Origin of the sequence: Kumtagia ephedrae, assembly GCF_003012745.1 — a bacterium.
Taxonomy (GTDB): Bacteria; Pseudomonadota; Alphaproteobacteria; order Rhizobiales; family Rhizobiaceae; genus Kumtagia; species Kumtagia ephedrae.
The window spans coordinates 15,205-40,550 of the sequence record NZ_PXYK01000036.1; the positions used below are offsets into that span (position 1 = coordinate 15,205).

The 25,346-nt window shown below is 66.9% G+C and carries 25 protein-coding genes; 16 read left to right on the forward strand and 9 right to left on the reverse strand.

The window, feature by feature from the left end:
• Positions 1–8: 8 nt before the first annotated feature.
• The 3 genes from eutC to C7I84_RS26115 are packed head-to-tail and all read right to left on the reverse strand — an operon-like array spanning position 9 to position 3,184.
• Positions 9–1,001, reverse strand: a complete 993-nt coding sequence (eutC, locus tag C7I84_RS26105; protein WP_106775154.1) for an ectoine utilization protein EutC — start codon at positions 999–1,001, stop codon at positions 9–11.
• Between the two features lies 1 nt (position 1,002).
• On the reverse strand, positions 1,003–1,992 hold the full coding sequence (gene eutB, locus C7I84_RS26110; protein WP_165816230.1) for a hydroxyectoine utilization dehydratase EutB: 990 nt from the start codon (positions 1,990–1,992) through the stop codon (positions 1,003–1,005).
• Positions 1,993–2,035: 43 nt separating this feature from the next.
• Positions 2,036–3,184 carry a M24 family metallopeptidase gene (locus tag C7I84_RS26115; RefSeq protein WP_106775156.1) on the reverse strand — a complete coding sequence of 383 codons (1,149 nt, stop codon included), beginning with the start codon at positions 3,182–3,184 and terminating at the stop codon, positions 2,036–2,038.
• 252 nt (positions 3,185–3,436) lie between these two features.
• Between C7I84_RS26115 and ehuB the strand changes: the two genes are divergently transcribed.
• From ehuB to C7I84_RS26190, 14 genes are all read left to right on the forward strand, one after another.
• Positions 3,437–4,279, forward strand: coding sequence for an ectoine/hydroxyectoine ABC transporter substrate-binding protein EhuB (gene ehuB / locus C7I84_RS26120; protein ID WP_245428615.1), 843 nt, complete (start codon positions 3,437–3,439; stop codon positions 4,277–4,279).
• A 55-nt stretch (positions 4,280–4,334) separates the two neighbouring features.
• The gene (gene ehuC, locus C7I84_RS26125; RefSeq protein WP_106775158.1) at positions 4,335–5,063 is read left to right on the forward strand and encodes an ectoine/hydroxyectoine ABC transporter permease subunit EhuC; all 729 of its coding nucleotides are present in this window, start codon (positions 4,335–4,337) and stop codon (positions 5,061–5,063) included.
• Complete coding sequence (gene ehuD / locus C7I84_RS26130) at positions 5,060–5,719, forward strand: ectoine/hydroxyectoine ABC transporter permease subunit EhuD (RefSeq protein WP_106775159.1); 660 nt, start codon at positions 5,060–5,062, stop codon at positions 5,717–5,719. Before ehuC ends, ehuD begins: the two co-directional genes overlap by 4 nt.
• On the forward strand, positions 5,716–6,495 hold the full coding sequence (ehuA, locus tag C7I84_RS26135; RefSeq protein ID WP_106775160.1) for an ectoine/hydroxyectoine ABC transporter ATP-binding protein EhuA: 780 nt from the start codon (positions 5,716–5,718) through the stop codon (positions 6,493–6,495). The genes ehuD and ehuA overlap by 4 nt, the downstream gene beginning before the upstream one ends.
• Positions 6,492–7,211: a GntR family transcriptional regulator gene (locus C7I84_RS26140; RefSeq protein ID WP_106775161.1), complete on the forward strand. Its 720-nt coding sequence runs from the start codon at positions 6,492–6,494 to the stop codon at positions 7,209–7,211. The genes ehuA and C7I84_RS26140 overlap by 4 nt, the downstream gene beginning before the upstream one ends.
• Positions 7,212–7,728: 517 nt before the next feature.
• Positions 7,729–8,523, forward strand: a complete 795-nt coding sequence (locus tag C7I84_RS26150; RefSeq protein ID WP_106775163.1) for a thymidylate synthase — start codon at positions 7,729–7,731, stop codon at positions 8,521–8,523.
• 92 nt (positions 8,524–8,615) lie between these two features.
• Positions 8,616–9,671, forward strand: a complete 1,056-nt coding sequence (locus tag C7I84_RS26155; protein ID WP_106775164.1) for a DUF4424 domain-containing protein — start codon at positions 8,616–8,618, stop codon at positions 9,669–9,671.
• Positions 9,671–10,192 carry a dihydrofolate reductase gene (locus C7I84_RS26160; protein WP_106775165.1) on the forward strand — a complete coding sequence of 174 codons (522 nt, stop codon included), beginning with the start codon at positions 9,671–9,673 and terminating at the stop codon, positions 10,190–10,192. The genes C7I84_RS26155 and C7I84_RS26160 overlap by 1 nt, the downstream gene beginning before the upstream one ends.
• A gap of 155 nt (positions 10,193–10,347) precedes the next feature.
• Positions 10,348–11,445: an FtsH protease activity modulator HflK gene (gene hflK / locus C7I84_RS26165; protein WP_106775166.1), complete on the forward strand. Its 1,098-nt coding sequence runs from the start codon at positions 10,348–10,350 to the stop codon at positions 11,443–11,445.
• Complete coding sequence (gene hflC, locus C7I84_RS26170; protein WP_106775167.1) at positions 11,445–12,416, forward strand: protease modulator HflC; 972 nt, start codon at positions 11,445–11,447, stop codon at positions 12,414–12,416. The genes hflK and hflC overlap by 1 nt, the downstream gene beginning before the upstream one ends.
• Positions 12,417–12,425: 9 nt before the next feature.
• Positions 12,426–12,611 (forward strand): DUF2065 domain-containing protein, encoded by a 186-nt coding sequence (locus C7I84_RS26175; RefSeq protein WP_106775168.1) that lies wholly within the window; start codon positions 12,426–12,428, stop codon positions 12,609–12,611.
• 134 nt (positions 12,612–12,745) lie between these two features.
• Positions 12,746–14,314 (forward strand): DegQ family serine endoprotease, encoded by a 1,569-nt coding sequence (locus tag C7I84_RS26180; RefSeq protein WP_106775186.1) that lies wholly within the window; start codon positions 12,746–12,748, stop codon positions 14,312–14,314.
• 164 nt (positions 14,315–14,478) lie between these two features.
• The gene (locus tag C7I84_RS26185) at positions 14,479–14,796 is read left to right on the forward strand and encodes a PIN domain-containing protein (RefSeq protein WP_245428616.1); all 318 of its coding nucleotides are present in this window, start codon (positions 14,479–14,481) and stop codon (positions 14,794–14,796) included.
• On the forward strand, positions 14,793–15,053 hold the full coding sequence (locus tag C7I84_RS26190; protein ID WP_106775169.1) for a pilus assembly protein HicB: 261 nt from the start codon (positions 14,793–14,795) through the stop codon (positions 15,051–15,053). The genes C7I84_RS26185 and C7I84_RS26190 overlap by 4 nt, the downstream gene beginning before the upstream one ends.
• On the opposite strand, the gene C7I84_RS26195 is transcribed toward C7I84_RS26190, so the two are convergent.
• Entirely contained in the window at positions 15,054–15,611 is a 558-nt protein-coding gene (locus C7I84_RS26195; protein WP_106775170.1) for a GNAT family N-acetyltransferase, read from the reverse strand. It abuts the gene before it with no gap.
• On the reverse strand, positions 15,608–16,495 hold the full coding sequence (gene serB, locus C7I84_RS26200) for a phosphoserine phosphatase SerB (RefSeq protein ID WP_106775171.1): 888 nt from the start codon (positions 16,493–16,495) through the stop codon (positions 15,608–15,610). The genes C7I84_RS26195 and serB overlap by 4 nt, the downstream gene beginning before the upstream one ends.
• Here serB and miaA point away from each other — a divergent pair.
• Both miaA and C7I84_RS26210 read left to right on the forward strand, forming a co-directional pair.
• Positions 16,494–17,453, forward strand: a complete 960-nt coding sequence (gene miaA, locus C7I84_RS26205) for a tRNA (adenosine(37)-N6)-dimethylallyltransferase MiaA (RefSeq protein ID WP_106775172.1) — start codon at positions 16,494–16,496, stop codon at positions 17,451–17,453. The genes serB and miaA overlap by 2 nt on opposite strands.
• A 92-nt stretch (positions 17,454–17,545) precedes the next feature.
• On the forward strand, positions 17,546–18,337 hold the full coding sequence (locus tag C7I84_RS26210; RefSeq protein ID WP_106775187.1) for a GGDEF domain-containing protein: 792 nt from the start codon (positions 17,546–17,548) through the stop codon (positions 18,335–18,337).
• Between the two features lie 86 nt (positions 18,338–18,423).
• On the opposite strand, the gene C7I84_RS26215 is transcribed toward C7I84_RS26210, so the two are convergent.
• The 4 genes from C7I84_RS26215 to C7I84_RS26230 all read right to left on the reverse strand — a co-directional run bounded on the left by C7I84_RS26215 (position 18,424) and on the right by C7I84_RS26230 (position 25,088).
• Positions 18,424–20,253: an ATP-binding protein gene (locus C7I84_RS26215; protein ID WP_106775173.1), complete on the reverse strand. Its 1,830-nt coding sequence runs from the start codon at positions 20,251–20,253 to the stop codon at positions 18,424–18,426.
• A gap of 38 nt (positions 20,254–20,291) precedes the next feature.
• A complete protein-coding gene (locus C7I84_RS26220) occupies positions 20,292–20,489 on the reverse strand; it encodes a hypothetical protein (protein WP_106775174.1) in 198 nt (65 codons plus the stop codon).
• A 60-nt stretch (positions 20,490–20,549) separates the two neighbouring features.
• Positions 20,550–22,757, reverse strand: a complete 2,208-nt coding sequence (locus C7I84_RS26225; RefSeq protein ID WP_165816228.1) for a M10 family metallopeptidase — start codon at positions 22,755–22,757, stop codon at positions 20,550–20,552.
• A 483-nt stretch (positions 22,758–23,240) separates the two neighbouring features.
• Positions 23,241–25,088: a CHRD domain-containing protein gene (locus C7I84_RS26230; protein ID WP_106775176.1), complete on the reverse strand. Its 1,848-nt coding sequence runs from the start codon at positions 25,086–25,088 to the stop codon at positions 23,241–23,243.
• Positions 25,089–25,346 lie beyond the last annotated feature (258 nt).

Below are 25,346 nucleotides of genomic sequence, written 5' to 3' on the forward strand. Positions count from 1 at the left end.
TCTGCCGTTCAGCCTTCGAAAACCGTGCCCGCGTCGGCCGCGCGGGCGCGGTCGCGCGCCAGCGTTGCGATCGCGGTGTCCTGGACGCCGGTTCCTGTCAGATCCGCCACCGTGATGTCGTCGGCCGAGCGGCGGCCGTGCTTGAGGCCGGCGATCACCTCGCCGAGTTCCGTCACCTCCGCATCACCAGAGATCAGTCCGGCCTCGATTGCGTGGTGCAGCTCGCCGAGCCGCCGAGTCTGGCGGGCGGCGTCGGCCACATAGAGGTCGGCGAGCCTGAGAATTGCCGGCGCGATCTCGTTTTTGTGCTCGGCGTCCGAGCCCATCGCCGTGACGTGCTGGCCGGCGGCGATCCAGCCCGACTGGATAATCGGCTCGGTCGCGGGTGTGGTGGTAACGATGATGTCCGACCCGGCGGCCGCCTCCGCCGGGTCGGACGTGGCGCGTATGATGATGCCGAGCTGCTCACGCAGCGCCCCCGCCGCGGCTTCCGCCCTGGCAGCATCACGCGCCCATATCCGCGCTTCCGCGATCGGCCGGACCAGCGTCAGCGCCTCCAGCTGCAGTCTTGCCTGCACGCCGGCACCGAAGATCGCCGCAACCGAGGAATTTTCGCGCGACAGGTGCTTTGCCGCGACGGCGCCGGCGGCGGCGGTGCGGATGTCGGTGAGAAAGCCGTTGTCCAAGAGCAGCGCCTCGATCAGGCCGGTCCTCGCCGACAGCAGCACCATCATGCCGTTGAGGCTGGGCAGGCCGAGTTTCGGATTGTCGAAGAAGCCGGGGCTGATCTTGATGGCGAAGGCGTCGAGGCCGGGCACATAGGCGGTCTTCACGTCGACCTCGCCGCGGTGCTCGGGGATGTCGAGGCGCATGATCGGCGGCATCGCCACCGGCAGGGTGGCGAGCGCGCGGAAGGCATTTTCCACGCAGGCGACGGCGTCGAGGTCGAGCCGCACGATCTTGCGCAGGTCGGCCTCGGTCAGGATGGTCATGCGGGCCATGTCAGCGTGCCTCCGTTGCGTCGGCCCAGCTTCCGCAGACGATGCCGCGGTGCAGGTCCATGTCGATGTTGCGGCCGGAGACGAGCACGACCGTCTCGCCGTCGAGCCTGACCTTGCCGGCGAGGATGGCGGCGATGCCGACCGCGCCGGCGCCCTCGACGACCTCGCGCTCGGCCGCGTAGGCGTGGCGGATGCCGGCGGCAATCTCGGCCTCGGTGAGCAGCACGACGTCGTCGAGCAGGTTCTTGCACATCTGGAAGGTCAGGCGGTTGGCGAGGCCGATGCCGCCGCCGAGCGAATCGGCGAGCGTCGGCAACTCCTCGACCTGCACCGGCCGACCGGCGTCGAGGCTCGCCTTCATGGCGGCGCCGCGCTGCATCGACACGCCGACGATCCTGGTCGACGGCAAAAGGCCCTTGACCGCCGCGGCGATGCCGGCGGCAAGCCCGCCGCCGGAGAGCTGCACCAGCACCGTCCGCGCAGTCGGCACGGCTTCGATCATCTCCAGTCCGAGCGTGCCCTGTCCGGCGACGACCGCGGCGTCGTCGAAGGGCGGCACCATCGCCAGCCCGTCCGTCCCGACGAGGCGGTCGACCTCGTCCTGGGCATCGTCCTGGCTGCCGCCGACGATGCGGATCTCGGCGCCGAGCCGACGGATTTCCGCGACCTTGTTCTCGGGCACCAGCTTCGACATGCAGATGACGGCGCGCACGCCCTTCAGCCTGGCCGCGTGGGCAAGGGCGCGGCCATGATTGCCGGTGGAGGCGGCGACCACGCCGCGCGCCTTCTCGGCGGCGCTCAGCTGCGCGATGGCGTTGGAGGCGCCGCGCAGCTTGAAGCTGCCGGTGGTCTGGCGGTGCTCCAGCTTGAGGAACACCGGGACGCCGGCGATCTCCGACAGCGATGCCGAGGGGACCGTCGCCGTCGGCTCGATCCGCCCGGCGATCCGCCGCCGCGCCGCCTCGATATCGGCAAGGGAGACCGGCTGCATCATCTTATCCGCCGCGTTGGAGAGGGAGTCTGAAACCATGGCGCTACCGGACGATCGGCCCGGCCGGGGTTTTGGTCAGCACCTCCGCGCCCGTTTCCGTCAGAAGCACCGTGTTGGAGACGAAGTCGTCGCCGCGCCCGGTGCCCATCAGCCAGGACAGGATGTGGAAGCTCATGCCCGTCTCGACGACGAGGTCGGAATCATGCCTGAGCCCCGTCACCGAATTGCCGCCGGTCCAGGACGGCGGCTGGCCGATGCCGACGAGGTAGCCGCAGTGGTGGCGGCGATAGTGGGAGAGGCCGGCCGCATCGACGACGTCTTGCCAGGCGGCATAGACGTCGCGCGCCCTGACGCCAGGCCGCAGCGCCGCGACGACGGCGTCGAAGGCGCGCGCCGTCACTTCCGCCATGGCGGCGTCCTCGGCCCCGATACCGCCGATGCGGACGAGCCGGCCGAGCGGTGCATGGTAGCGCGACACGCAGCCGGAGAGCTCGAGGAACACCGGCTCGCCGTTGCGGTAGACGCCGTCGCCCCAGGTGGTGTGCTCCTCGCCGAGGCGGGATACCGGGCGGATGAACGGGCCGAAACCCGGCGGGTGCCCGCCGGCGCGGAGCATCGCCGCGACGCATTGCGCGGCGACCTCCCGTTCGGCGGCACCGTCGGCGATGGCGTCGATCGCAGCTGCCGCGGCGGCGTCGCTGACGGCGGCGGCGCGGCGCATCAGCGCCTGCTCCTCGGCGCTCTTGACCCGGCGCATTCCGTCCACCACGCCGGAGACGTCGCTCCACAGGGCGTCCTGCTGTGCCTGCAATTTCAGGGCGAGGCCGTGGCTCAGGCCGGCGGTCCAGCATTCGAGGCCGATGCGCTTGCCGGCCAGCCCGCGTTCGCCGAGCAGCTGCGCGGCGAGGTCGGCGGCGGTCTCGCTGTCGGAATGGCCGTAAAAATCCGCTGCCGTCACCTGTTTCTCGATCGTCACCCTCTCCATCGCGCGGGTGACCAGGACCGGTCTTCCCTCGAGAGGGACGATCAGCAGATGCGGCGCGAAATAGCCCCAGTGGTCGAGGCCGGTCAGGTAGAAGACGCTTTCGGGCGCGGCGAAGACGGCGGCATCCACCTGCCGCGCGGCGAGCAGCCCGCGCAGCCTTGCCAGGCGTGCGGCGATCTCGGCTTCGGTGAAGGGGTTGCGATCCATCAGGCGGCGCCTCGAATTCCGTCAGCGGTTCCCGGCAAGGTCATAATGTGCACAACTGTTGGGCGGCTCCGCTCAAGAATGCGGCTGGTCGCTTGGCATTTTCTGGATAGCTACATCTTTGCTTGCAAGCTGTCTAGGCTAGTTGTATACGTCTATGCAACTTGCCGGCGACCTGGAGGAAGGCGTCGGCAGTCCGAGCCTGGCTACCAAGAAAAAGGGGAACCTATGTCCAGATCATCGATGTCCCGCCGTATGGCGATCAAGTCCGCCGCCGTCCTGGCGCTTTCCGCCGCGACGTTCGCGGCGGTGCCGGCGTTCGCCCAATCGACGCTCGAAAAGGCGAAGGCGGATGGATACATCCGCGTCGGCTTCGCCAACGAGGCGCCGTTCGGCTTCGCCACGCCCGACGGCAAGCTGACCGGCGAGGCGCCGGAAGTGACCAAGGCGGTGCTCGCCAAGATGGGCATCGCGCAGGTCGACGGCGTGCTGACCGAATTCGGCTCGCTCATCCCCGGCCTCAAGGCCGGACGTTTCGACATCATCGCCGCCGGCATGTTCATCAATCCCAAGCGCTGCGCAGAGATCAATTTTTCCGAGCCCTCCTACGGCATCGGCCAGGCCATGCTGGTGCAGCAGGGCAATCCGAAGGGCGTGAAGGACTATTCGAGCATCAAGGACAATGCCGACCTCAAGCTTGCCGTGATGGCCGGCGCGGTCGAGAGCGGCTACGCCAAGGATGCCGGCGTGGCGCAGGAGCAGATCGTGTCGCTGCCGGACCAGTCGAGCCTAGTCGCCGCCGTGCAGTCGGGCCGCGCCGACGCCGCCGCGCTGACGGCGCTGTCGATCGCCGACATGGCCAAGAAGGCGGAAGGGGTGGAATCGACCACGCCGTTCGGCGAGGTCGCCGGCAAGTCGGTGAAGGGCCATGGCGGCTTCGGCTTCCGCAAGGACGACACCGACCTGCTCGAGGCCTTCAACGCCGAGCTGGCGAAATTCCTCGGCTCCCCCGAGCATATCGCCCTCGTCGAGCCGCTCGGCTTCGGCAAGGACTATCTGCCGAACAAGACGACTGCCCAACTCTGCGCGGGTGAGTAGTCTGCCCACCCCAGGGCGGCGCGCCGTCGCCGCCCGTTCCAGATCGGGGTAGCGCATGGGTATTCCGACGCTCGTTGCGATGCTGGTCGCGGCACTCGCCGTGATCGGCGTGCTTTCCTTCCGGGAAGAGTACAGCCTGTTCGTGCCGGGCCTGCTGCAGGGCGCGGTGCTGACGTTGCAGATCGCCGTGCTCGGCTCGCTGCTGGCGGTGGTGATGGGCGTGCTCGCGGCGCTCGCCCGGCTCTACGGGCCGGCGCCGCTGCGCTGGCTGGCGACGGTCTATGTCGAGATCTTCCGCGGCACCTCGGCGCTGGTGCAGTTGTTCTGGCTGTTTTTCGTGCTGCCGCAGTTCGGCGTAACGCTCGACGCCTTTCCGGTCGCGGTGCTGGCGCTCGGCCTCAATGTCGGCGCCTACGGGTCGGAGGTGGTGCGCGGCGCCATCCAGTCGGTGCCGCGCGGCCAGTGGGAAGCTTCGACGGCGCTCAACATGAGCCGGCCGCAGATGCTTCGCCGCATCATCCTGCCGCAGGCCTTCATCGCCATGATCCCGCCCTGGGGCAATCTGTTCATCGAGCTCCTGAAATCGACGGCGCTGGTGTCGCTGATCACGTTGTCGGATCTCGCCTTCCGCGCCCAGCAGATGAACCAGACCACGCTTAAGACGGTGCCGATCTTCACGCTGGTGCTGCTGATGTATCTGGTCATGTCGCTGGCGATCACCATCGTCATGCGCCTGCTGGAGCGGCGGGCCTCGCTGGGGCTGGCGCGGGGGAGGGCGGCATGATCTGGGACTGGGCCTTCGCGCTGGAGATCCTGCCGACGCTCGCCCGCGCCGCCGTGGTGACCGTGCAGGCGACGCTGCTCGGCTTCGTCATCGCCGCCGTGCTCGGGCTGGTGCTGGCGGTGGTCCGCATCGCCGTGCCGGCGACGGCCTGGACGATCTCGGTGCTGGTCGAGCTGATCCGCTCGACGCCGCTGCTCATCCAGATCTTCTTCCTGTATTTCGTCTTCCCGAAGTTCGGCATCGTGCTCGACGCCTTCACCGCCGGCGTGCTGGCGATCGGCATCCACTACGCCGCCTATTGCTCCGAGGTGTACCGCGCCGGCTTCGACAACATCCCGCGCGGGCAGTGGGAGGCTTCCATCGCCCTCAATCTGTCGGCGTGGACGACCTTCCGCGACATCATCATCCCGCAGGCGGTGCCGCCGGTGGTGCCGGCGCTCGGCAATTATCTGGTGGCGCTGTTCAAGGAGACGCCGCTGCTGTCGGCCATCGCCGTGCTCGAGCTCATGCAGACGGCCAAGATCATCGGCTCGGAAACTTTCCGCTACACCGAGCCGATCACCCTGGTCGGCGTGTTCTTCCTGGTCATGAGCCTGATATCGGCCGCGCTCATCCGTCTCATCGAGCGCCTGCTCAACAGGAGGATCCTGCGATGACCGACCAACCGATGGTCCGCTTCGACAATGTGTCGAAGCGCTACGGCCCGCTGACCGTGCTCGACGGGCTCAACCTCGACATCATGCGCGGCGAGAAGGTCTCTGTCATCGGCCCGTCCGGCTCCGGCAAGACGACGGTGCTGCGGATGCTGATGACGCTGGAGAAGATCAACGACGGCGTCATCTGGGTCGAGGGCGAGCCGCTGACCCATATGGAGCGCAACGGCAAGCTGGTACCGGCCGACCTCGCGCATGTGCGCCGGGTGCGCGGCAAGATCGGCATGGTGTTCCAGTCCTTCAACCTGTTCCCGCACATGACGGCGATGCAGAACTGCATCGAGGCGCCGGTGACGGTGCTCGGCATGAAGCGGGCGGAGGCCGAGGCGCGCGCCGCCGAGCTGCTCGGCATGGTGGGGCTGTCGCAGAAGAAGGACCACTATCCCTCGCAGCTTTCCGGCGGCCAGCAGCAGCGCGTCGCCATCGCCCGCGCGCTCGCCATGCGGCCGAAGATCATGCTGTTCGACGAGGTGACCTCGGCGCTCGACCCGGAGCTTGTGGGCGAAGTGCTGCAGGTGATAAGGCAGATCGGACGCGAGCATGACCTCACGATGCTGATGGTGACGCACCAGATGGGTTTCGCCAGGGAATTCTCCGACCGCGTCTGCTTCTTCTATCAGGGCAAGATCTGCGAGCAGGGGCCGCCGGCCGAGCTGTTCGGTGCGCCGAAGAACGAGCGCACGCGGCAGTTCCTCAATGCCGTTCTGGAGGCGGGATGACGCTGGGAGAGGAGGCCGTTCTCGAGGCGGAGACGCTTGCCGTGGTCCGGCCGTCGTCGGTGAGGGAGCGCTTCGAGCGCATCTACGGCATCCTGCGCGACCGCATCTGCGTGCTCGACTATCCGCCGGGCAGCCGGCTGTCGGAGGAGGAACTGGCGCAGGAGTTCGAGATCAGCCGCACCCCGGTGCGCCGCGTACTGGCCCGGCTGGAGTCGGAGGGGCTGGTGCAATCGGTGCACGGCGTCGGCACCATCGTCACCGACGTCGACATCGAAGAGCTGCAGCAGGTCTATCACCTGCGGCTGGAGCTGGCGACGCTGACCGGCAAGCTGTCGCCGATCCCGCGCACGGCGGCCGACCTCGACCGCATCCGGGCGCTGATCGCTCGCTGCGACGCGGCGCTGCTCAACCCGGACCAGCGCGTCTTCCTGCGCCTCAACATGGAGTTCGTCGCCGAGATCACCGCCATCACCGGCAACCAGCCGCTGCGCGAGGTCAGCGAGCGGCTTTACGTGCAGGTGGCGCGCGTCGTGCTGAAGATGATGCCGCAGCTCGGTCTGGTCGAGGAGTTCACGGCATTTCGCAACGAGATGGCGGAGGTGCTGGCGGCCGCCGAGATCGGCGACCTGGAATCGATCGGCCATATCAGGCGTGCGCATATCTCCATGAGCTTCCGCCGCATGATGCTCAACCGGGATTCCGCGCGGGATTCCTGATTGCGCTGCGCTGACGGCCGCGCGGCTGGCGCCTTCGTTCGGCGCCTACCGGACAGGATGGGCGATCATCCGCGTTTTGCAGCGCCGCGATTGTGCTCGTCCCGTAAAGACGCGCGGTCGCTTCCTCGGTAGCCCGCCGCTCCGCCGGTCCGCGGCGGCGGCGTGTCATCAGCGCATACGCGATCAGCAGTCCCAGGATCACCGGTCCGCATGCCACTACGAAAAGCCAGAGCATTTCCATGGCAATTCAACTCCGTTTGCTGCCCCGGAGGGCCTCCTACCGCAACCGGTCCGGCGTGGATTCGTTCCGCTCGCCGGATAGCGAGATCGCGCGGCTCGAATATACGGCCCCGGCGAACCGGATGGGTCGCATCCATGACGGGACGCCGGTGGTCAGGGGTGAGCCTCCCATAGGTCGAGCGGCATACGACATTCACCGGGAATTCCGGGCGGGGGCGGTGATTGTGGCGGGCAGGTGGGGTATCCTGTCGGCCGGAAAAGAATCAGCCGAAAGCCGATGCGCCAGTATCTCGACCTCCTCGACCACGTCCTGACCAAGGGGACCGACCGCCCCGATCGCACGGGCACCGGCACGCGCTCTGTGTTCGGCTACCAGATGCGCTTCGACCTCGGCCGGGGTTTTCCCGTCACCACCACCAAGAAGCTGCATCTCAAGTCGATCATCCACGAGCTTCTGTGGTTCCTGGCCGGCGACACCAACGTCAAATATCTCAACGACCACAGCGTCACGATCTGGGACGAATGGGCCGACGAGAACGGCGATCTCGGGCCGGTCTATGGCAAGCAGTGGCGCTCCTGGCCGAAGCGCGACGGCGGCGAGATCGACCAGATCGCCGAGCTTCTCATCCAGTTGCGCAAGAACCCCTCGTCGCGGCGGCTGATCGTCTCGGCCTGGAACCCGGAGGAGGTGGACGCCATGGCGCTGCCGCCATGCCACTGCCTGTTCCAGTTCTACGTCGCCGACGGCAAGCTGTCCTGCCAACTCTACCAGCGGTCCGCCGACATCTTTCTCGGCGTCCCCTTCAACATCGCCTCCTACGCGCTGCTGACCCTGATGGTCGCGCAGGTGGCCGGCCTCAAGCCCGGCGATTTCGTGCACACGCTGGGTGACGCGCATCTCTACGCCAACCATTTCGAGCAGGCGCGCGAGCAGTTGCGGCGCACGCCCAAGCCGCTGCCGACGATGCGGCTCAATCCGGCGGTGCGCGATCTCTTCGCCTTCCGCTACGAGGATTTTTCGCTGGAGAACTATGTGGCCGACCCCGCGATCAAGGCGCCGATCGCGGTGTGAGCGGGCAAGCGGGCGCCAACCGGCGCCGGTTTGCTCGGGCCGGCGACTTGCCATAATTCCCGACAACCGGCAGCGCTTCACGAGAGGTATCGATGTTCCGTCCGCTTGTTCCCGGGATCGTGCTTGCCGGCCTGCTGTCCGGCGCGGCGCCGGCCCTCGCCAACGATTCCACCGCTGAGCTCGGAACCGGAGGGCTGATCCTCGCCCGGACCGATGCGATCGCCATGCAGAAGGAGGAGCTGTTCATCTCCGAGGAGATCGTGCGCGTCGACTATGTGTTCCGCAACGAGACGGACGCCGACGTCGACACGATCGTCGCCTTCCCGATGCCGGACATCGACGGCAATCCCTACACCATGCCGGCGATCCCCAACGATGCCGATGCGAATTTTCTCGGCTTCGAGGTTTCGGTCGACGGCAAGCCGGTCGAGGCCGCGCTGCAGCAGCGCGCCTTCGCCGCCGGCATCGACGTCACGCAGGAGCTCGTCGCGCAGGGCGTGCCGCTCTATCCCAATGGCGATGCGGCGAGCGGAGCGCTCGCCAAGATACCTGATGCGGTGGCGGCCGACTGGATCGACCGCGGTATCATCGTCGTCGAGGAATATGACGACGGCTCGGGCTGGAAGAAGGTGCGTTCACCCTTCTGGCGGCTGCAGTCGGTCTACTGGTGGCGCAGCCGGTTCCCCGCCAATGCGGACGTGCGCGTGTCGCACCGCTACAAGCCGAGCGTCGGCAGCACCGTCGGGCTCAGCTTCCTTACCGGCGGCAAGCCGGGTGGCGAGGTCTATGAAGACTACAAAGCAAAATATTGCATCGATGCCGCCTTCGAGCGGGCGGTGGCGAAAGCGGCCGCGGCCGCGAAGGACGGCGAACCGGCACTCTACGAGAACCGGATCGAATACGTGCTGACCACCGGGGGCAACTGGGCCAACGGCACGATCGGCGACTTCAGGCTGACCGTCGACAAGGGCGATCCGACCGCGCTGATCAGCTTCTGCGGCAGCGGCGTGAGGAAGACCGGCCCCACCACCTTCGAGATGTCGGCCAAGGATTTTTATCCGCAGCGCGACATCGACATCCTGCTGCTGAAGCGCTGGCCGGGCGAAAGCGGAGAGCCCGCGGCCGCGCGGACGGGGAGCGGCGGCTGATGCAGGTCACCATCTATGCGGCGGTTGCCGAGAACGGGGTCATCGGGCGCGACGGCGGCCTGCCCTGGCGGCTGTCGACCGACATGAAGCGGTTCAAGGCCGGCACCATGGGCAAGCCGATCGTCATGGGCCGCAAGACCTGGGAGAGCTTTCCCAGGCGTCCGCTGCCGGGCCGCCTCAACATCGTGATCAGCCGTGATCCGGCCTATCGCGCCGAGGGAGCGGAGACGGTGACCTCGCTGGAGGACGCGTTGAAGCTGGCTGCGACCAAGGGCCGCTGCATGGTCGGCGCCGACGAGATCTGCATCGTCGGCGGCGGCGAGATCTACCGGCAGGCGATCGCGATCGCCGACCAGCTCAAGCTCACGCATGTCGAGAGCGCATTCGAGGGCGACGCCAGCTTTCCGCGCATCGATCCGACGGTCTGGCAGGCGGTTTCCTCCGAATCCGTTCCCGCCGGCGACAAGGACAGCCATGCAACACGCTATGCTGTTTACGTGCGCCGTGCGAAGATGCAATGAGGAGGAGCACCGTCCGTCACCGCTTTTTGTAGGCGAGCAAGGCGTTTACCGCGTCCGCCTGCGTTGAAAGCGTGGCGCGGCGATCCTATACAAGGACCAACGTCTTCATACGCCTGCCGGGCTCCCCGCCCGGAGACCGACATGGAAGGAACTCGATGCCCTGGAAGAATCAGAGCGGCGGCGGCGGCCCGTGGGGCGGCGGCGGCAATGGCGGCGGCGGCGGCCCTTGGGGGCAGGGGCCGCGCGGCCCTAGCGGACCACAGGGCTCGCCTCCCGATCTGGAGGACATCATCCGCCGCGGCCAGGACCGGCTGAAGAACGCGCTGCCAGGCGGCGGCGCCGCCAATCCGGCCATGTTCGTCATCATCGGCGTGGTGCTGCTGGTGTTCTGGCTGTTCCAGTCGGTCTATACCGTGCAGCCGGACGAAATGGCCGTCGAGCTGCGCTTCGGCAGGCCGAAGGCCGAGCTGTCGGGGCCGGGCCTGCATTTCCACTGGTGGCCGATCGAGACGGTCGAGAAGGCCAACACCGCCGAGAAGCTGATCAATATCGGCGGCGGCACCGGCGGCACCCCGTCGGGCCTGATGCTGTCCGGCGACCAGAACATCGTCGACGTGCGGTTCTCGGTGGCCTACCAGGTCTCCGACCCGAAGGCCTATCTGTTCAACGTCGCCGAGCCCGACGAGATGATCCGCCAGGTCGCCGAGAGCGCCATGCGCGAGGCGGTCGGCCGCCGGCCGGCGCAGGACATCTTCCGCGACGACCGCCAGGGCATCGCCGAAGCGGTGCGCGGCATCATCCAGCAGACGGTCGACGAGTACCAGGCCGGGCTGAACGTCAACGCGATCTCCATCGAGGACGCCGCGCCGCCGCGCGAGGTGGCCGACGCGTTCGAGGAGGTGCAGCGCGCCGAGCAGGACGAGGACCGCTTCGTCGAGCAGGCGAACCAGTATTCCAACCAGAAGCTCGGCGCGGCGCGCGGCGACGCGGCGCAGATCCGCGAAGAGGCCGCCGCCTACAAGAACCGCATCGTGCAGGAAGCCGAAGGTGAGGCGCAGCGCTTCATCTCGGTCTACGACGAATATGCCAAGGCGCCGGACGTGACGCGCAAGCGCCTCTATCTCGAAACCATGGAGCAGGTGCTGCGGGATACGAACAAGGTGATCGTCGAACAGGGCAGCGGCCAGAGCGTCGTTCCCTATCTGCCGCTGCCTGAACTGCAGAGGCGCGCCGCCACCGGAGGAGCGAACTGATGTCGAACCGCTTTGCAGCAATCGGCGTCGTCGCCATCGTCATCCTGTTCCTGATCTACTCGTCGATCTTCGTGGTCAACGAGCGCGAGCAGGCGATCGTGCTGCGCTTCGGCGAGATCGTCGACGTCAAGACGGAGCCGGGCATCTATTTCAAGGCGCCGTTCGCCTTCATGGAGGCCGACAACGTCCAGATCATCGAGGACCGCGTCATGCGGTTCGACCTGGACGACATCCGCGTCCAGGTGTCGGGCGGCCGGTTCTACGAGGTCGACGCCTTCATCGCCTATCGCATCAGCGATCCGCGGGTGTTCCGCGCGGCGGTCTCGGGCAGCGTGCCGCTGGCCGAGCAGCGCCTGCGCACCCGTCTCGACGCGGCCCTGCGCCGCGTCTACGGCCTGCGCGGCTTCGAGGCGGCGCTCTCGGAGGAGCGCGCCTCGATGATGCGCGAGGTGCGCGACCAGCTTCGTCCCGACGCGACCTCGCTCGGGCTGGAGATCGAGGACGTGCGCATCCGCCGCACCGACCTGACGGCGGAGGTGTCGCAGCAGACCTACGACCGCATGAAGGCCGAGCGCCTGGCCGAGGCCGAGCGGCTGCGGGCCCGCGGCAACGAGGCGGCGCAGCGCATCCGCGCCCGTGCCGACCGCGAGGTTGTCGAAACGGTCGCGGAAGCCCGAAGAGAATCGGAAATCCTGCGAGGCGAGGGCGAGGCGCAGCGAAGCGCCATCTTCGCCGACGCTTTCCAGCGCGACCCCGGCTTCTTCGAGTTCTACCGCTCGATGGGCGCCTATGCGACCAGCCTGAACGGCAACGGGACCAGCATGGTGCTGTCGCCGGACTCGGAGTTCTTCCGCTACTTCAACAACGCGCAGGGCGGCCCGGCCGCCCAGCCGACTGCGGCCCAGCCCGGCTCGGCCACTCCGGCGCAGCCTGCGTCGAACGGGAACTCGACCACCGGCGCCGTCCAGTAGGGACGGCGCATGGCCGATTTTCTCGCCGCCGTCGGCCTGGTCCTCGTCGTCGAGGGCCTGGTCTATGGCGGCTTTCCCGGATTGGCGAAGCGGCTTGCCACCGAAGTCCTCTCGATGCCGGAAAACAGCCTGCGCGTCGGCGGACTGGTGGCGATCGCCGCCGGTGTCGGCATCGTCTGGCTGGTGCGCGGGTAACGCAACTTTGTCATTTTCCCGATAGGCACGGCCGCAAACACGCCCTATTTCTTGACCACGGTCCGAAGCAGCATCGCAGGGCCGTCAGGCCTTTTCGGCCGGGCAGGCCCCGCAATTCTCCGGAGACCATGTTCATGAGCGCAGCGTCCGTCGGTTCGGCCATACGCAGGCGACTGTCCTTGACGACAGCCATGCTGTTGGCCGGAGCGTTGACCGTCCCGTCCCTCACGCCGCCGGCCTTCGCGCAGGAGCAGCCGGCGGCGGCACAAGCGCCGACGGTCCAGCCTCCGGCAGCGCCGTCGCTCGCCCCGACGCACGGGCCGGCATCCGTCGCCGATCTGGCCGAAGGGCTGCTCGGGGCAGTGGTCAACATCTCCACCTCGCAGAACGTGAAGGGCACCGAGGCGCCCAACGCCGTGCCGATGCCGCAGCTTCCGGAAGGCTCGCCGTTCCAGGACTTCTTCGACGACTTCTTCAAGAATCGCGAAGGCGAGGGTGGACCCGGCGGTGCCCAGAAGGTGCAATCGCTCGGCTCCGGCTTCGTCGTCGATGCCGAGCAGGGTATCCTGGTCACCAACAACCACGTGATTGCCGACGCCGACGAGATCGAGGTCAACTTCCCCGACGGCTCGAAGCTGAAAGCCGAGCTGGTCGGCACCGACACCAAGACCGACATCGCCGTGCTCAAGGTCGATCCGACGCTGAAGAAGCTGACCGCGGTGAAGTTCGGCGATTCCAACAAGATCCGTATCGGCGACTGGGTGATGGCGATCGGCAACCCGTTCGGCCTGGGCGGCACTGTGACCGTCGGCATCGTCTCGGCGCGCAACCGCGACATCAACGCAGGCCCCTATGACGACTTCATCCAGACCGACGCGGCGATCAATCGCGGCAATTCCGGCGGACCGCTGTTCAACATGGACGGCGAGGTCGTCGGCATCAACACGGCGATCATCTCGCCGTCGGGCGGCTCCATCGGCATCGGCTTCTCGATCCCCTCCGAGCTGGCGGTCGGCGTGGTCGACCAGCTCAGGCAGTTCGGCGAGACACGGCGCGGCTGGCTCGGCGTGCGCATCCAGCCGGTGACCGACGAGATCGCCGAGAGCCTCGGCATGAAGACCGCCACCGGCGCGCTGGTCGCCGGCATCATCAAGGGCGGGCCGGTCGACAACGGCACGGTCCAGCCCGGCGACGTCATCATCAAGTTCGACGGCAAGGACGTGAAGGAGATGCGCGACCTGCCGCGCGTCGTCGCCGAGAGCCCGGTGGGCAAGGCGGTGGACGTCATCATCGTGCGCAAGGGCGTCGAGCAGACCGTCAAGGTGACGCTCGGCCGGCTGGAGGACGGCGAGAAGCAGGCTTCCGCGCAACCCGAGGATCAGGACGATCCGGCGGCGGTCGCCACGCAGAGCGTGCTCGGCATGACCGTCGGCGAGCTGACGGACGAGACGCGCAAGAAGTTCGAGGTGGCCGCCGACGTGTCGGGTGTGCTCGTGACCGAGGTGGCGCAGGGTTCGATCGCCGCCGAGCGCGGCATCCTCGCCGGCGAGGTGATCACCGAGATCGCCCAGGAATCCGTGTCGACGCCCAAGGACGTGGTCGACCGGATCGCCTCGCTGAAGGACCAGGGCCGCAAGAACGCGCTGCTGATGCTGTCGTCGAAGAGCGGCGAGCTGCGCTTCGTCACGCTGCGCATGGATTGAGGTTTTCGCGCCCAGCAGCGTCTTAAACATCCCATGGGATGTGCTATGTTGGCGTATGAAGCGTATCGTCCTGGACACAAACGTCGTGACGGCAGGATTGCGTAGTCGTAGCGGAGCTTCGTTCGCCGTATTGAAGTTGATTGCGGATCGGCGGGCTATGCCCCTTGGTAACAACAGTCCTCTTCCTTGAATACGAAGCGGTGTTGATGCGTCCGGATCAGTGCGCGGTCCATGGTTTGTCTTCTTTGGAACTGGATCGTTTCCTGGCGGGCTTGGCTCTGCTATCGGAACCCGTCGATGTCCATTTTCTCTGGCGTCCTCAGCTAAACGATCCCAAGGACGAAATGGTGCTGGAAGCCGCGATCAACGGCAGAGCTGATGCCTTGGTGACGCATAATCGTCGGGACTTTGGCGTCGCGGCAGATCGTTTTGACGTCAAGGTCCTTGGCCCGGCCGAACTCTTGAAAGGACTACGGATATGAGCAAAGCGACCTACCCCTTGAAGCTCCCGCTGTCGATCAAGGAAGCCGCCGCTCGCCTCGCCAAGGCAGACGGCGTATCGTTGAACCAGTGGATAGCTTCGGCAGTCGCTCAAAAGGTAGGGGCGGTCGAGACGGCCGCCGATTTCCTGCGGCGGAAGGCGGGAGCGGCTTCTGTCGAGGATTTTTCGGACGTGCTGAAGAGAGTGCCTGACGGTCCACCGGAAACCGGGGATGAACTTCCAGCTAACTGGCGGTGACTACCGGCGTCGCTGACGCCAGTCTTCGGCCGCCAGCCTGTATAACTCGTGGCGCTTAAGCTGCGGATGCGTGTCGGGCACGAGCGGGTGGTCGAAGTCGCCATCGCGCCGCATGCCGAGCCGCTTCATCACCGCGGTGGAACGGTCGTTGTTCCAGACGGCGAAGGAGATGACCTCGTCGAGGCCGAGCTCCTCGAAGGCGAAGTCGAGCAGGGCGGCCGCCCCTTCCGTCACGAAACCCTTGCCCCAGAATTCCGGTGCCAGCCGCCAGCCGATCTCATGCGCGCCGGGCTTGGCGATGCCCGGGATTTCGGCCTTGTGCAGGCCAATGAAGCCGATGCATTCGCCGGTGTCGATGCGTTCGGCCGCCGTCCAGCCGTAGCCGTCGGCCTCGATCCCGGCGTGCATCCTGTCCATCATCGCGTCGCTGGCGGCGCGGTCGCGGCGGAACGGAAAGAACTCCATCACCCGATCGTCGGAATTGATGCGGTGGAAGAGGTCGCGGTCGCTCTCCAGCCAGTTGCGCAGGATCAGGCGTTGCGTGCGCAGCGGCGTCATCGGCTGAAATCCGCCTGCGCATAACCCTGCATGTAGAGCAGGGCAGTAAGGTCGCCGTGGTCGATGCGGATGCGCGCCTTCTCGGCAACCGACGGTTTTGCGTGCAGCGCCACGCCGGTGCCGGCGAGCGCCAGCATGTCGAGATCGTTGGCGCCGTCGCCGACGGCGACGACGTCGGCGGCCGAAATGCCGAGACGCGCGGCGATCTCGAGGAGCGCGTCCGCCTTCGCCTCGCGGCCGAGGATGGGGTCGGCGACCTCGCCGGTCAGCTTGCGGTCCGCCTCGATCAGCCGGTTGGCGCGGTTCTCGTCGAAGCCGAGCTTGTCGGCGATGCGCGACGTGAAAGCGGTGAAGCCGCCGGAGATCAACGCCGTCCAGGCGCCGTCGCGGCGCATGGTGGCGACGAGCTCGCGGCCGCCGGATGCCAGCGTCAGCCGGCCGGCGATGATGCGGTCGATGACGCCGATCTCCAGGCCCCTGAGCAAGGCGACGCGCTCGCGCAATGCCGGCTCGAAGGCGATCTCGCCATTCATCGAGCGCGCGGTGATGGCGGCCACATGCGCCTTCAGCCCGACCTCGTCGGCCAACTCGTCGATGCATTCCTGGTCGATCATGGTGGAGTCCATGTCGGCGAGCAGCAGGCGCTTGCGCCTTCCCTCGGCCGGCTGGACGACGAGGTCGACGCGGCTTTCGGCCAGCGCCGCGCGCAGATCGAGCACGGCCGAGCCGCCGTCGAAACCGTCGGGCAGCGCCAGATCGCAGGCGATCTCCTCGGCCAGCCAGCTTCTGCCTGTTGCCTGGAGGGCGCGCGATGCCATATCCACCAGCGGACCCGTCACGGCAGGTCGGGCCGGGTGCGAGATCAAGGTGGCGACAAGCGACATGCAGGGACCCGGTCAGGAGGAAGTCGGCGGACGGCTCAAGGGCGCGATCCTGATAGCCGGCCCGACCGCCAGCGGCAAGTCGGCGCTGGCGCTCGACATCGCAGACCGGCTCGGCGGCGCCATCATCAATGCCGATTCCATGCAGGTCTATGCGGTCCTCGACCTTCTGACGGCGCGGCCGTCGACAGCAGACCTGGGAAGCGTGCCGCATCATCTATACGGCCATGTCCATCCGTCGACATCCTATTCGACCGGAGCCTGGCTGCGCGACGTGCGGCGGCTCGCCGACGGCGGTGCGCTGGCGGGGCGGGTGCCCGTCTTCGTCGGGGGCACCGGCCTCTACTTCCGCGCGCTACTGCACGGGCTGTCGGAGATGCCGGACATCCCGGCGGCCGTCCGCCAGCACTGGCGCGGCAGGCTGGCCGACGAGGGAGCGCAGCCCCTGCATGCCCTGCTGACGCGGCGGGATCCGGAGACGGCGACGCAATTGCAGCCGGGCGACGGGCAACGGATCGTGCGGGCACTGGAGGTGCTGGACGCATCGGGGCGTTCCATCCGCGACTGGCAGGGCGCGGCGAGCCGCCCGCTGGTGGATATCGGCACGGCCCGGCTGTTCGTGCTGGAGCCCGACCGGGCGGAACTGGTGCGGCGCATCGAGGTCCGCTTCGATCGCATGCTGGATTGCGGCGCGCGCGAGGAGGTGCGTGCGCTGACGGCTCTCGGCCTCGATCCGGGGCTGCCGGCGATGAAGGCGATCGGCGTGCGCGAGCTCGCCGCGGCCGCCGCCGGCGAGGTTTCCGAGGACGAGGCCATCCTGCGCGCCAAGATCGCCACCCGGCAATATGCGAAGCGTCAGGCGACATGGTTCCGAAATCAGTTCGGGCCGGAATGGCAGCGCGTCGCCGATCCGCGGAAAGTCGTGGAAATGCTCGGGCAGGGTGCCGAAGTGTCGCAATAAGAAGTTGTGGTAGCGATGCTACATGCGCCTGCCATTAACGCTCCGTAAGCCCGAAACTGCGATAAGCTGGTCGGTGCCTGTGCGGAGAGATGATGCGCTTCCACAAGTCAGAATCTGCCTTCTTCGTCTTCATCGTCGTGATCCTCGCGGCGGGGGCGCTGATCCTGTATGCTTACGGTCTTCTTCGCTCCGACGTGGCGGATCTTTACCAGCCGGGACGCATGCAGGACTTCGCCCTGCTCAACCGGCTGCTCTTCGCCACCGGCGTGCTGATCGCCACGGCGCTGTTCTTCGGCATCTTCTTCATCTACCCGCTGATCCGCACCCAGGTGAAGGAGGAGGGCAAGCTGCGCGCGATGACCAAGACGCTCAGCGCCCGCTCCGAGACGCTCGAGCAGGCGGCGCTGACCGACGCGCTCACCGGCATGCAGAACCGGCGCTATTTCGACGAGGCGCTGACCGAATATCTCGAGGAGTTCAGCAAGATCGACAAGCCGGTCGGGCTGATGGTCTTCGACCTCGATCACTTCAAGCAGGTCAACGACACGCATGGCCACGACGTCGGCGACGAGGTGCTGCGCGCTGTCGCCGGCTGCCTGAAGGACATGACGCGCTATCACGACGTGGTGGCGCGGCTCGGCGGCGAGGAGTTCGCCGTAGTGGCACCAAACATGGACGTGGAAAGCCTGAGCCGTCTGGCGGAGCGCATCCGCAGCGGCATCGCCAACATGCCGATCCTGTCGGGCAATGTGCGGCTGCGGATCACCGCGAGCGTCGGGCTTGCCGTGTGGGACCGCAAGGAGAGCGCCGAAGAATTCTTCCGGCGCGCCGACCAGCAGCTCTACCAGGCCAAGAAACAGGGCCGCAACCGCGTCAGCGCGTGAGGCGGGCCAGTTCGTGCGTCGAGTCGGCCGGCGGCTGCAAGCAATTGTCTTGACAAGCGAATAGCCGCCGCAGCGGGTGAGGCCGCCTACCTGCTGCGCAGGCCGAAAGCGGCGTTCCTGACGTCCAGCCTGGGCTCTTCCCGTTCGACCACCACCGGGCGCTGGCCGGCGGACGGCGGATGGCGATATCCGGGATCGCCGGGCTGAACTCCGGCGGGCGCCGGCTCGACCACGGTCGAGGCGGCGGCGAGCGGACGGTGAAGGTTGCGCAGCCGATCGACGATGCGACCGAGGTCGATCTCGCCGTCGGCCGGCATGGCCTCCACGGTGTGATCCTTGCGGGCGCCGGGAATGCGGTCGGCAGGCAGGCGCTCGAACTTGAAACGCATGGTGGTGGCCGCGCCCTCGCCGAAGGCGATCGCCTCGCGCTGGCCCATGGAAGACAGGAAGGAGAGGGTGGAGGTCGAGGAATCGGCCATGGCCGACTTGATGATCGCCTGGTCCTGCTCGTTGGCGAGCCGCATGGCGAAGATGGTCGAGCATTGCGACAGGATGGTCGGGTCGAGCTCGCCCGGGCGCTGGGTGACCACACCCAGGTAGCAGCCGTATTTGCGGCCCTCCTTGGCGATGCGCGACAGGGCGTGGCGGGTCGGCGTGAAGCCGAGGCGCGGGTCGGCGGGCATGTAGCGATGCGCCTCCTCGCACATCAGCAGCATGCGCAGCCGCCCCTCGCTCCAGACCGCGAGATCGAAGGCGAGCCGCGCCAGCACCGAGCAGACCGCATTGACGATCTCCGACGGCAGGCCCGCCATCTCGAAGCAGGTGACCGGGCGTCCCCCGCTCGGTACGCGGAATATCCTGCCGATGGTCTCGTGGATCGAGTCCTCGATCAGCCGCGAGGCGAACATGAAGCGGTAGCGCGGGTCGGCGAGCGCCGATTCGATGCGGGCGCGGATCGCCTTGAGGACCGGCCGGTCGTGCTTGCTCTCCAGCAGGCCCGTCCGCTCGTCGATCAGCCGGATCAGGTCGGCCATGCGGTAGGGGACCGGCATGTCGGCGGTCATCGCATCCTGGCCGCGGCGCAGGACGCCGCCGGAATTGGCGTTGCGGTAGGCGCTCTTGGCAACCGGGATCAGGTCGCGCAGCACCTCGATTTCCTCCGCCACCAGCTCGCGGCCGCGGAACAGAACCTCGGCGAGCTCCTCCAGCCTGAACAGCCAGAAGGGCAGCTCGAGGCTGTTGGTGTCGATCCGGTAGGAGACCTCGGAGAGCGCATCGGCGAATTCGTTGTGCGGATCGAGGATGAGGACCCGCAGGTCGGGCTTGGCCTCCAGCGTCTTGCGCAGGAGCAGCGAGACCGCCGTCGACTTGCCGACGCCGGTGGTGCCGACGACGGCGAAATGCCGGCTGAGCGTGTCGTCGATGGCGATGCGCGCCTCGATCGCCTCGTCCTGCGACAGCGCGCCGATGGTGATCGCCCGCCGGCCGGCGAGATCGTAGACGGCCTGCAGGTCGCGCTGGCGGATGCGGTGGGCGATTGCACCGATATGCGGATATTGGGTGACGCCGCGATCGAAGACCGGCTTGGCCGGCGGCTCGCTGTCACGCACCTCGCCGACCAGCTCGACGCTCACCTCGATGGGGTTCTTGTCGCCGGTATTCCAGGCGCGATCCTGCTTGCCGATGGCATAGACGAGACCGACGGTGCGGATCGGGCCGAGATTGATCGAGATCATCTTGCCGACGGTCCACATGCCCGTCACGGCGCCGTCCTCGGTGTCGGCAAAGGCGGCGATGGTCGCGCGGGCGCCGTCGCATTGGACCACATGGCCGAGGATGCGCTTGTCGTTCTGGGATGCGTCGCGCCGTTCCTGCACCGTGCCTTCCCCGGCGGACCGATTATCCTCGACATACATGCTTCGTGCCGTCCCCGCACACCCGTGTTCTGAAAACCCTAGAGATGGCGGGTTAAGGTGGCGTGTGAGGGGTTGGTCGAGAAAGTCTTAACGCGATCGTTCAAGTTGCAGCTATCGCCGCGGCGCTCCGTTCGCGCCGGCTGGTGCATGCCGCAGGCCGGGTGCGGCTCCGCCGTCCAAAGCGGAATACGATCGGGATGGACCGCATTCCGCTCGATCTCCTTGTTCTGCCGCATGATCTTTCTCCGAAAAGTCTGCAACTTTTCGGGATCAGGCGGAGCGGGGCTGGGGCGGGCCTAAGCCACCGAGAAATCGGCGTTGGTGAGCGCCAGCCCGGCCGTGATGGTGGCGAAATGGATGCCGGCCGCGGCCCCGCTGCCGTCCGCGTCGTAGAAGACGTGCCCGGTGTCGGTCTCGTAGACGATCCGGTCGGTGTCGTCGTCGGCCAGTCCGGTCGTATTCGCCCGGAAGGCGGAGGCGGCGAGCGTGCCGGGATCGAGTGCGGTGAAGATCGCGTCCGACAGTAGGAACCGGTCGTCCGGCACGCTGAAGTCGAGGATGGCGTCGACGTTGCCGCCGCCGAGCTTCGTGGCGAAGACGAAGGTGTCGGCGCCGCCGAGGCCGCGCAGCTGGTCGGCGCCGCCCTTGCCCTCGAGCCGGTTGGCGCCGGCATTGCCGGTGATCGTCTGGCCGATCTCGTTGCCGGCGAGATTGATCGCCGCGGTGCCGCCCGCCGAAGTGGTGGTCATCTGCTCGACATGGACGCCGGCGCTGAGCGTGTATGAGACTCCCGCCGCCACCTTGTCGCGGGCGCCGCCGGTAGCGGTCTCCACAATCGTGTCGGTGGCGGTGTAGACCAGATAGGTGTCGTTGCCGCCGAGGCCCGACAATGTGTCCAGCCCGCCGCCGCCCTTCAGCGTGTTGGCGCCGTTATTGCCGACGATGGTCTGTTCGAAGGCGTTGCCGGTCAGTTTGATCGCTCCCGTGCCGCCGTTCGAGGTGGTGCGCAGCGTCTCGATCTCGGCATCGGCGGCGAGCGCATAGCTTATCCGGGTGGCGACCATGTCGGCGACGTCGCCGACGGCCTCGATGACGATATCCCCGATATGGTCGACGAAATAGGTGTCGTTGCCGGCCAGACCCTGCATCGTGTCGGCGGCGCCCCCGCCGTCGAGGATGTTGGCGCCGTTATTGCCGAAGATGGTCTGGGCGAACTCGTTGCCCGTCAGGGCGATCGCCGTCGTGCCCGGCTGCGACAGGGTTTTGAGGAACTCGATCTCGGCGGCGGCCGCGAGCACCCAGGAGACGGAGGCCAGCACGGTGTCGATACCCTCGCCGACCGCTTCGATCACCATGTCGGCGATGTTGTCGACGATGTAGGTGTCGTTGCCCAGGTGGCCCATGAGCGTGTCGGCGTTCGCTCCGCCATCCAGGCGGTTGGCCGCGGCGTTCCCCCTGATATTGTCCGCCCCCGAACCGCCGACGACATTCTCGATCAGCGACGCCGGGTTGTTCTTGTGCATGAAGGCGTTGAACACGTTGCCGCGCGCATAGCCGCCGTTCGGACCGCCGCCGAGATAGGCGCGCTGCTCGTTGGAAAACGTCGAATAGCCGCCCGGGGTCAGGCTGACAGCCAGATTGCTGGTGTAGCCGGACAGGTCGTACGTGTCGTTGCCGCCGCCGTCCCAGATGGTCTGGAAGATCCGGTTTCCGCCCGGGTCGATGGCGAGCTTTCCATCGACGTAGGTTTCGCCGGTCCTCGCATTCCAGGAATAGACGGTGTCGCCGCTGTTGGTGCTGTAGTCGGCGCCATACATGTGCTGCAGGGCGGCGATGTCGTCCATCATGAAGGTCTGCGGCGCGCCCCACGTCTCGTAGTTATAGCCGCTGGTGTCGTCGCCGATGAAGGTGCGGTAGGTCATCACGCTGTATTCGAGCGAGTCCCGGTTGGCCGGCTGCGCGCCGAAGCCGCCGGTTTCGTGACCGTGCTTCAGTCCCAGGGCGTGGCCTGTCTCGTGGATGATGGTGTGCCAGTCGTAATTGCCGGCTGTCGGCAAGTCGCCCGAGCGCCCGTAGAAGCTGTCGCCGCCATAATTCTGCGCGGTCGGATAGTAGGCATAAGCGGTGCTGGGATTGCTCGTATTGGCATAACGTAGCGTCGCGTTGCCGGTGCCTGCTCCCGCATAGCTCACGTTGAGGCCGGTAAAACCTTCGACGGAGAAGCCGGCCGCGCCGCTCGGCTGGGTCCGGATCGTGGTATCGAGGGCGAAGTGCACCGCCACCATCTGCCGTGCGGTGAACTGGGAAAAGTTGCTGAACGCCTCGGGATGGTCGGCGCCATAGTCGGAGGCCGCGTTCGGATCGCTGTAGCTGATGGAGCCGTCGGACCATCTGTTCGGCGTGAGCAGGCCGTCGATGCGCTGGACACCGGAGGCCCTGTTGGCAGTGACTGGGTCGCTGGTGCCGTTTTCGACCGGGCTGGCCTCGAGGAGGGCGGAACTCACGCCGACGCTCCCGACCGGGACCGGCAGGGGATGCACCATGATCCGGCGGCAGGCTCTATGCGGGCGGCATCCTCCGGGCTCGACCCGCCGCCGCGCGCCGGTCTTGCCGCGAGAACTCGAATGGACATCTCAGCCTTCCCCAGCGAGCCGTTCAAACGATCAAACCCCAACCAATTTCGGAACGACACCGGCGGCGTTGCCCAGGCAGAGCATTGCCTGCCGATGGGTGCAACCAAGTGCACGTCTCGCGTCGCCGTCCAGACGGCGGACCAAAAGCCCAGTAGATGAGGGATCGGCTTGGATCAAGAGCTATGTGCGTGACAGTTCACGCCGCTGCCATGGCGCTGCCGGTAGTTCTCCCGCGGGGAGGCATGGAAACCGTATGGCTCGACTGCGCCACGGCCGAAACAAGCATGAGGATCTCGTGCGAAACCGGCTGCCGCCCCGCGTCCGTGGTGGGGCGGCAGCCGGCGCAGGGCAGGTCTAAGCCACCGAGAAGTCGGCGTTGGTGAGCGCCAGTCCGGCCGTGATCGTGGCGAAATGGATGCCGGCCGTGGCCCCGGTGCCGTCGGCGTCGTAGAAGACCTTTCCGGTGTCGGTCTCGTAGATGATGCGGTCGGTGGCGTCGCCGGCCAGGCCGGTGGTGTTCGCCCGGAAGGCGGAGGCGGCGAGCGTGCCGGGATTCAGCGCGGTGAAGATCGCGTCCGACAGCAGGAAGCGGTCGTCGGGCACGCTGAAGTCGAGGATGGCGTCGATGTTGCCGCCGCCAAGCTTGGTGGCAAAGACGAAGGTGTCGGCGCCGCCGAGGCCGCGCAGCTGATCGGCCCCGCCCTTGCCTTCCAGCCGGTTGGCGCCGGCATTGCCGGTCATCATCTGGACGAGCTCGTTGCCGCCGAGATTGATGGCCGACGTTCCGCCCGCCGAGGTGGTGCTCATCTGCTCGACATGCACGCCGGCGGCGAGCGTATAGGAGACGGCTGCCGCCACCTTGTCGACGGTGCCGCCGGTGGCGGTCTCCAGAACCTTGTCGGTCGCCGTGTAGATCAGATAGGTGTCGTTGCCGCCCAGCCCCTGCAGCGTATCCTTGCCGCCGCCGCCCTTCAGGACATTGGTCCCGTTATTGCCGATTATGGTCTGGTCGAAGGCGTTGCCGGTCAGGTTGATCGCACCTGTGCCGCCATTCGAAGTGGTGCGCAGCGTCTCGACCGCGGCGCCGGCGGTGAGCACGTAGGTGACGCTGCTGGCGACGGTGTCGGTGCCTTCGCCGGCCGCCTCCAGGATCGTGTCGCCGGCATTGTCGACGAAATAGGAGTCGTCGCCGTGCAGGCCTTTCATCGAGTCCGCCCCGGCTCCCCCGACGATCTTGTTGTTCAGATCGTTGGTGACCAGCGTGTCGTTGTGCGACGAACCGGTGAGGTTCTCGATCGAGAACAGTTCGTCCCCGGCCGCGTGTCCGCCCGAATAGGTCTCGGTCCACAGGTTCACGCTGACGGCGGCGTTCGAGCCGGCATAGCTCGCCGTGTCGCTGCCGGCATCGCCATGCAGGTGATCGCCGCCGGCTCCGCCGACCAGCGTGTCGTTGCCGGTCTCGCCGAGCAGGTGATCGTCGCCGCCGAGGCCGTTGATCGTGTCGTCGCCGCCTGCGCCGAACAGGTCGTCGATGCCGGCGGCGCCGTTGATGGTCTCCTTGACGTTGCCGGCGAACTTGAAGAACGATGCCTGCAGGTCGGAGACCTCGATGTCGGCCAGCGTCAGCACGTCGGCCACGCCGTTGTTGCGGATGGTGATCGCCGCGCCCCCAGCCGTATCGGACAGGACATGCAGCAGCGCGTCGAAGGTGCCGACGTTGAAGTCGGTGAGATCGATGGCGTCGGCGCCGGTGTCGCCCTTGTCGGCGCGCAACTGGTCGCGGATCTCGCCGCCGGCGAACTTCGAGGAGTGGATGTTGACGTAGAGGCCCTCGGCGAACAGGTCGTCGACCGCGGTGATCGGAATGTCCCAGGTCCTGGAGATGTCGAAGGTCTGCGCCGACGGTGGCGTGAGGTTGAAGACGATGCCGCCATTCTTGCCTGCGACTTCCTGATGGATATGGCCGCTGATCGCATTGGTGCTCAGGTTCTGCACGCTGACGTCGATGTCGAGCCTGTCCTGGTTGAAATTCAGCACCGCCGTGCTGGTGCCGGTGGCGGTGCTGGCATTCGCCGGGACTTCGTTGGCGCCGGTCAGGACGGCGCTGAAATAGCGGGAGCGGAAATCGAGGATGGTATTGGCGCCCGATCCGGAAGAGAAATCGAAGGTCTGGTCGCCGGAGCCAAGGGTGATGTCGGCCATGCTGTCCTCCCAGAATTGCTTTTTTTGACCTATCCGAAATCGATCGGCCGATAAGGCCGTATCAAGACGTATGAACGACGGAACAGGTGCCGTTCTTCCCAGATACGATAGACGCGCATGGAAGTTTCATTCGCCTGCAGTCGATATGTTACTCCTCTGCCCCGAACTCGTCTCGCAACCGAGGGATGTCCTTCCGCACGCCTTCCAGTGGGGGATGGTTGTTCTGCGCTTGCCGTCCACAGGCGGCTTTCTTTCTCT

Bases quoted from the DNA above. Each gene is read 5' to 3' on its own strand.
- ehuC (WP_106775158.1), top strand. From the start codon at position 4,335: ATGGGTATTCCGACGCTCGTTGCGATGCTGGTCGCGGCACTCGCCGTG.
- C7I84_RS26215 (WP_106775173.1), bottom strand. From the start codon at position 20,253: ATGTATGTCGAGGATAATCGGTCCGCCGGGGAAGGCACGGTGCAGGAA.
- C7I84_RS26230 (WP_106775176.1), bottom strand. From the start codon at position 25,088: ATGGCCGACATCACCCTTGGCTCCGGCGACCAGACCTTCGATTTCTCT.
- eutC (WP_106775154.1), bottom strand. From the start codon at position 1,001: ATGGCCCGCATGACCATCCTGACCGAGGCCGACCTGCGCAAGATCGTG.
- C7I84_RS26140 (WP_106775161.1), top strand. From the start codon at position 6,492: ATGACGCTGGGAGAGGAGGCCGTTCTCGAGGCGGAGACGCTTGCCGTG.
- C7I84_RS26220 (WP_106775174.1), bottom strand. From the start codon at position 20,489: ATGCGGCAGAACAAGGAGATCGAGCGGAATGCGGTCCATCCCGATCGT.
- C7I84_RS26210 (WP_106775187.1), top strand. From the start codon at position 17,546: ATGCGCTTCCACAAGTCAGAATCTGCCTTCTTCGTCTTCATCGTCGTG.
- C7I84_RS26150 (WP_106775163.1), top strand. From the start codon at position 7,729: ATGCGCCAGTATCTCGACCTCCTCGACCACGTCCTGACCAAGGGGACC.
- C7I84_RS26160 (WP_106775165.1), top strand. From the start codon at position 9,671: ATGCAGGTCACCATCTATGCGGCGGTTGCCGAGAACGGGGTCATCGGG.
- hflC (WP_106775167.1), top strand. From the start codon at position 11,445: ATGTCGAACCGCTTTGCAGCAATCGGCGTCGTCGCCATCGTCATCCTG.
- ehuB (WP_245428615.1), top strand. From the start codon at position 3,437: ATGGCGATCAAGTCCGCCGCCGTCCTGGCGCTTTCCGCCGCGACGTTC.
- C7I84_RS26190 (WP_106775169.1), top strand. From the start codon at position 14,793: ATGAGCAAAGCGACCTACCCCTTGAAGCTCCCGCTGTCGATCAAGGAA.
- C7I84_RS26155 (WP_106775164.1), top strand. From the start codon at position 8,616: ATGTTCCGTCCGCTTGTTCCCGGGATCGTGCTTGCCGGCCTGCTGTCC.
- C7I84_RS26175 (WP_106775168.1), top strand. From the start codon at position 12,426: ATGGCCGATTTTCTCGCCGCCGTCGGCCTGGTCCTCGTCGTCGAGGGC.
- miaA (WP_106775172.1), top strand. From the start codon at position 16,494: ATGCAGGGACCCGGTCAGGAGGAAGTCGGCGGACGGCTCAAGGGCGCG.
- ehuD (WP_106775159.1), top strand. From the start codon at position 5,060: ATGATCTGGGACTGGGCCTTCGCGCTGGAGATCCTGCCGACGCTCGCC.
- eutB (WP_165816230.1), bottom strand. From the start codon at position 1,992: ATGCAGCCGGTCTCCCTTGCCGATATCGAGGCGGCGCGGCGGCGGATC.
- C7I84_RS26180 (WP_106775186.1), top strand. From the start codon at position 12,746: ATGAGCGCAGCGTCCGTCGGTTCGGCCATACGCAGGCGACTGTCCTTG.
- hflK (WP_106775166.1), top strand. From the start codon at position 10,348: ATGCCCTGGAAGAATCAGAGCGGCGGCGGCGGCCCGTGGGGCGGCGGC.
- C7I84_RS26115 (WP_106775156.1), bottom strand. From the start codon at position 3,184: ATGGATCGCAACCCCTTCACCGAAGCCGAGATCGCCGCACGCCTGGCA.
- serB (WP_106775171.1), bottom strand. From the start codon at position 16,495: ATGTCGCTTGTCGCCACCTTGATCTCGCACCCGGCCCGACCTGCCGTG.
- ehuA (WP_106775160.1), top strand. From the start codon at position 5,716: ATGACCGACCAACCGATGGTCCGCTTCGACAATGTGTCGAAGCGCTAC.
- C7I84_RS26195 (WP_106775170.1), bottom strand. From the start codon at position 15,611: ATGACGCCGCTGCGCACGCAACGCCTGATCCTGCGCAACTGGCTGGAG.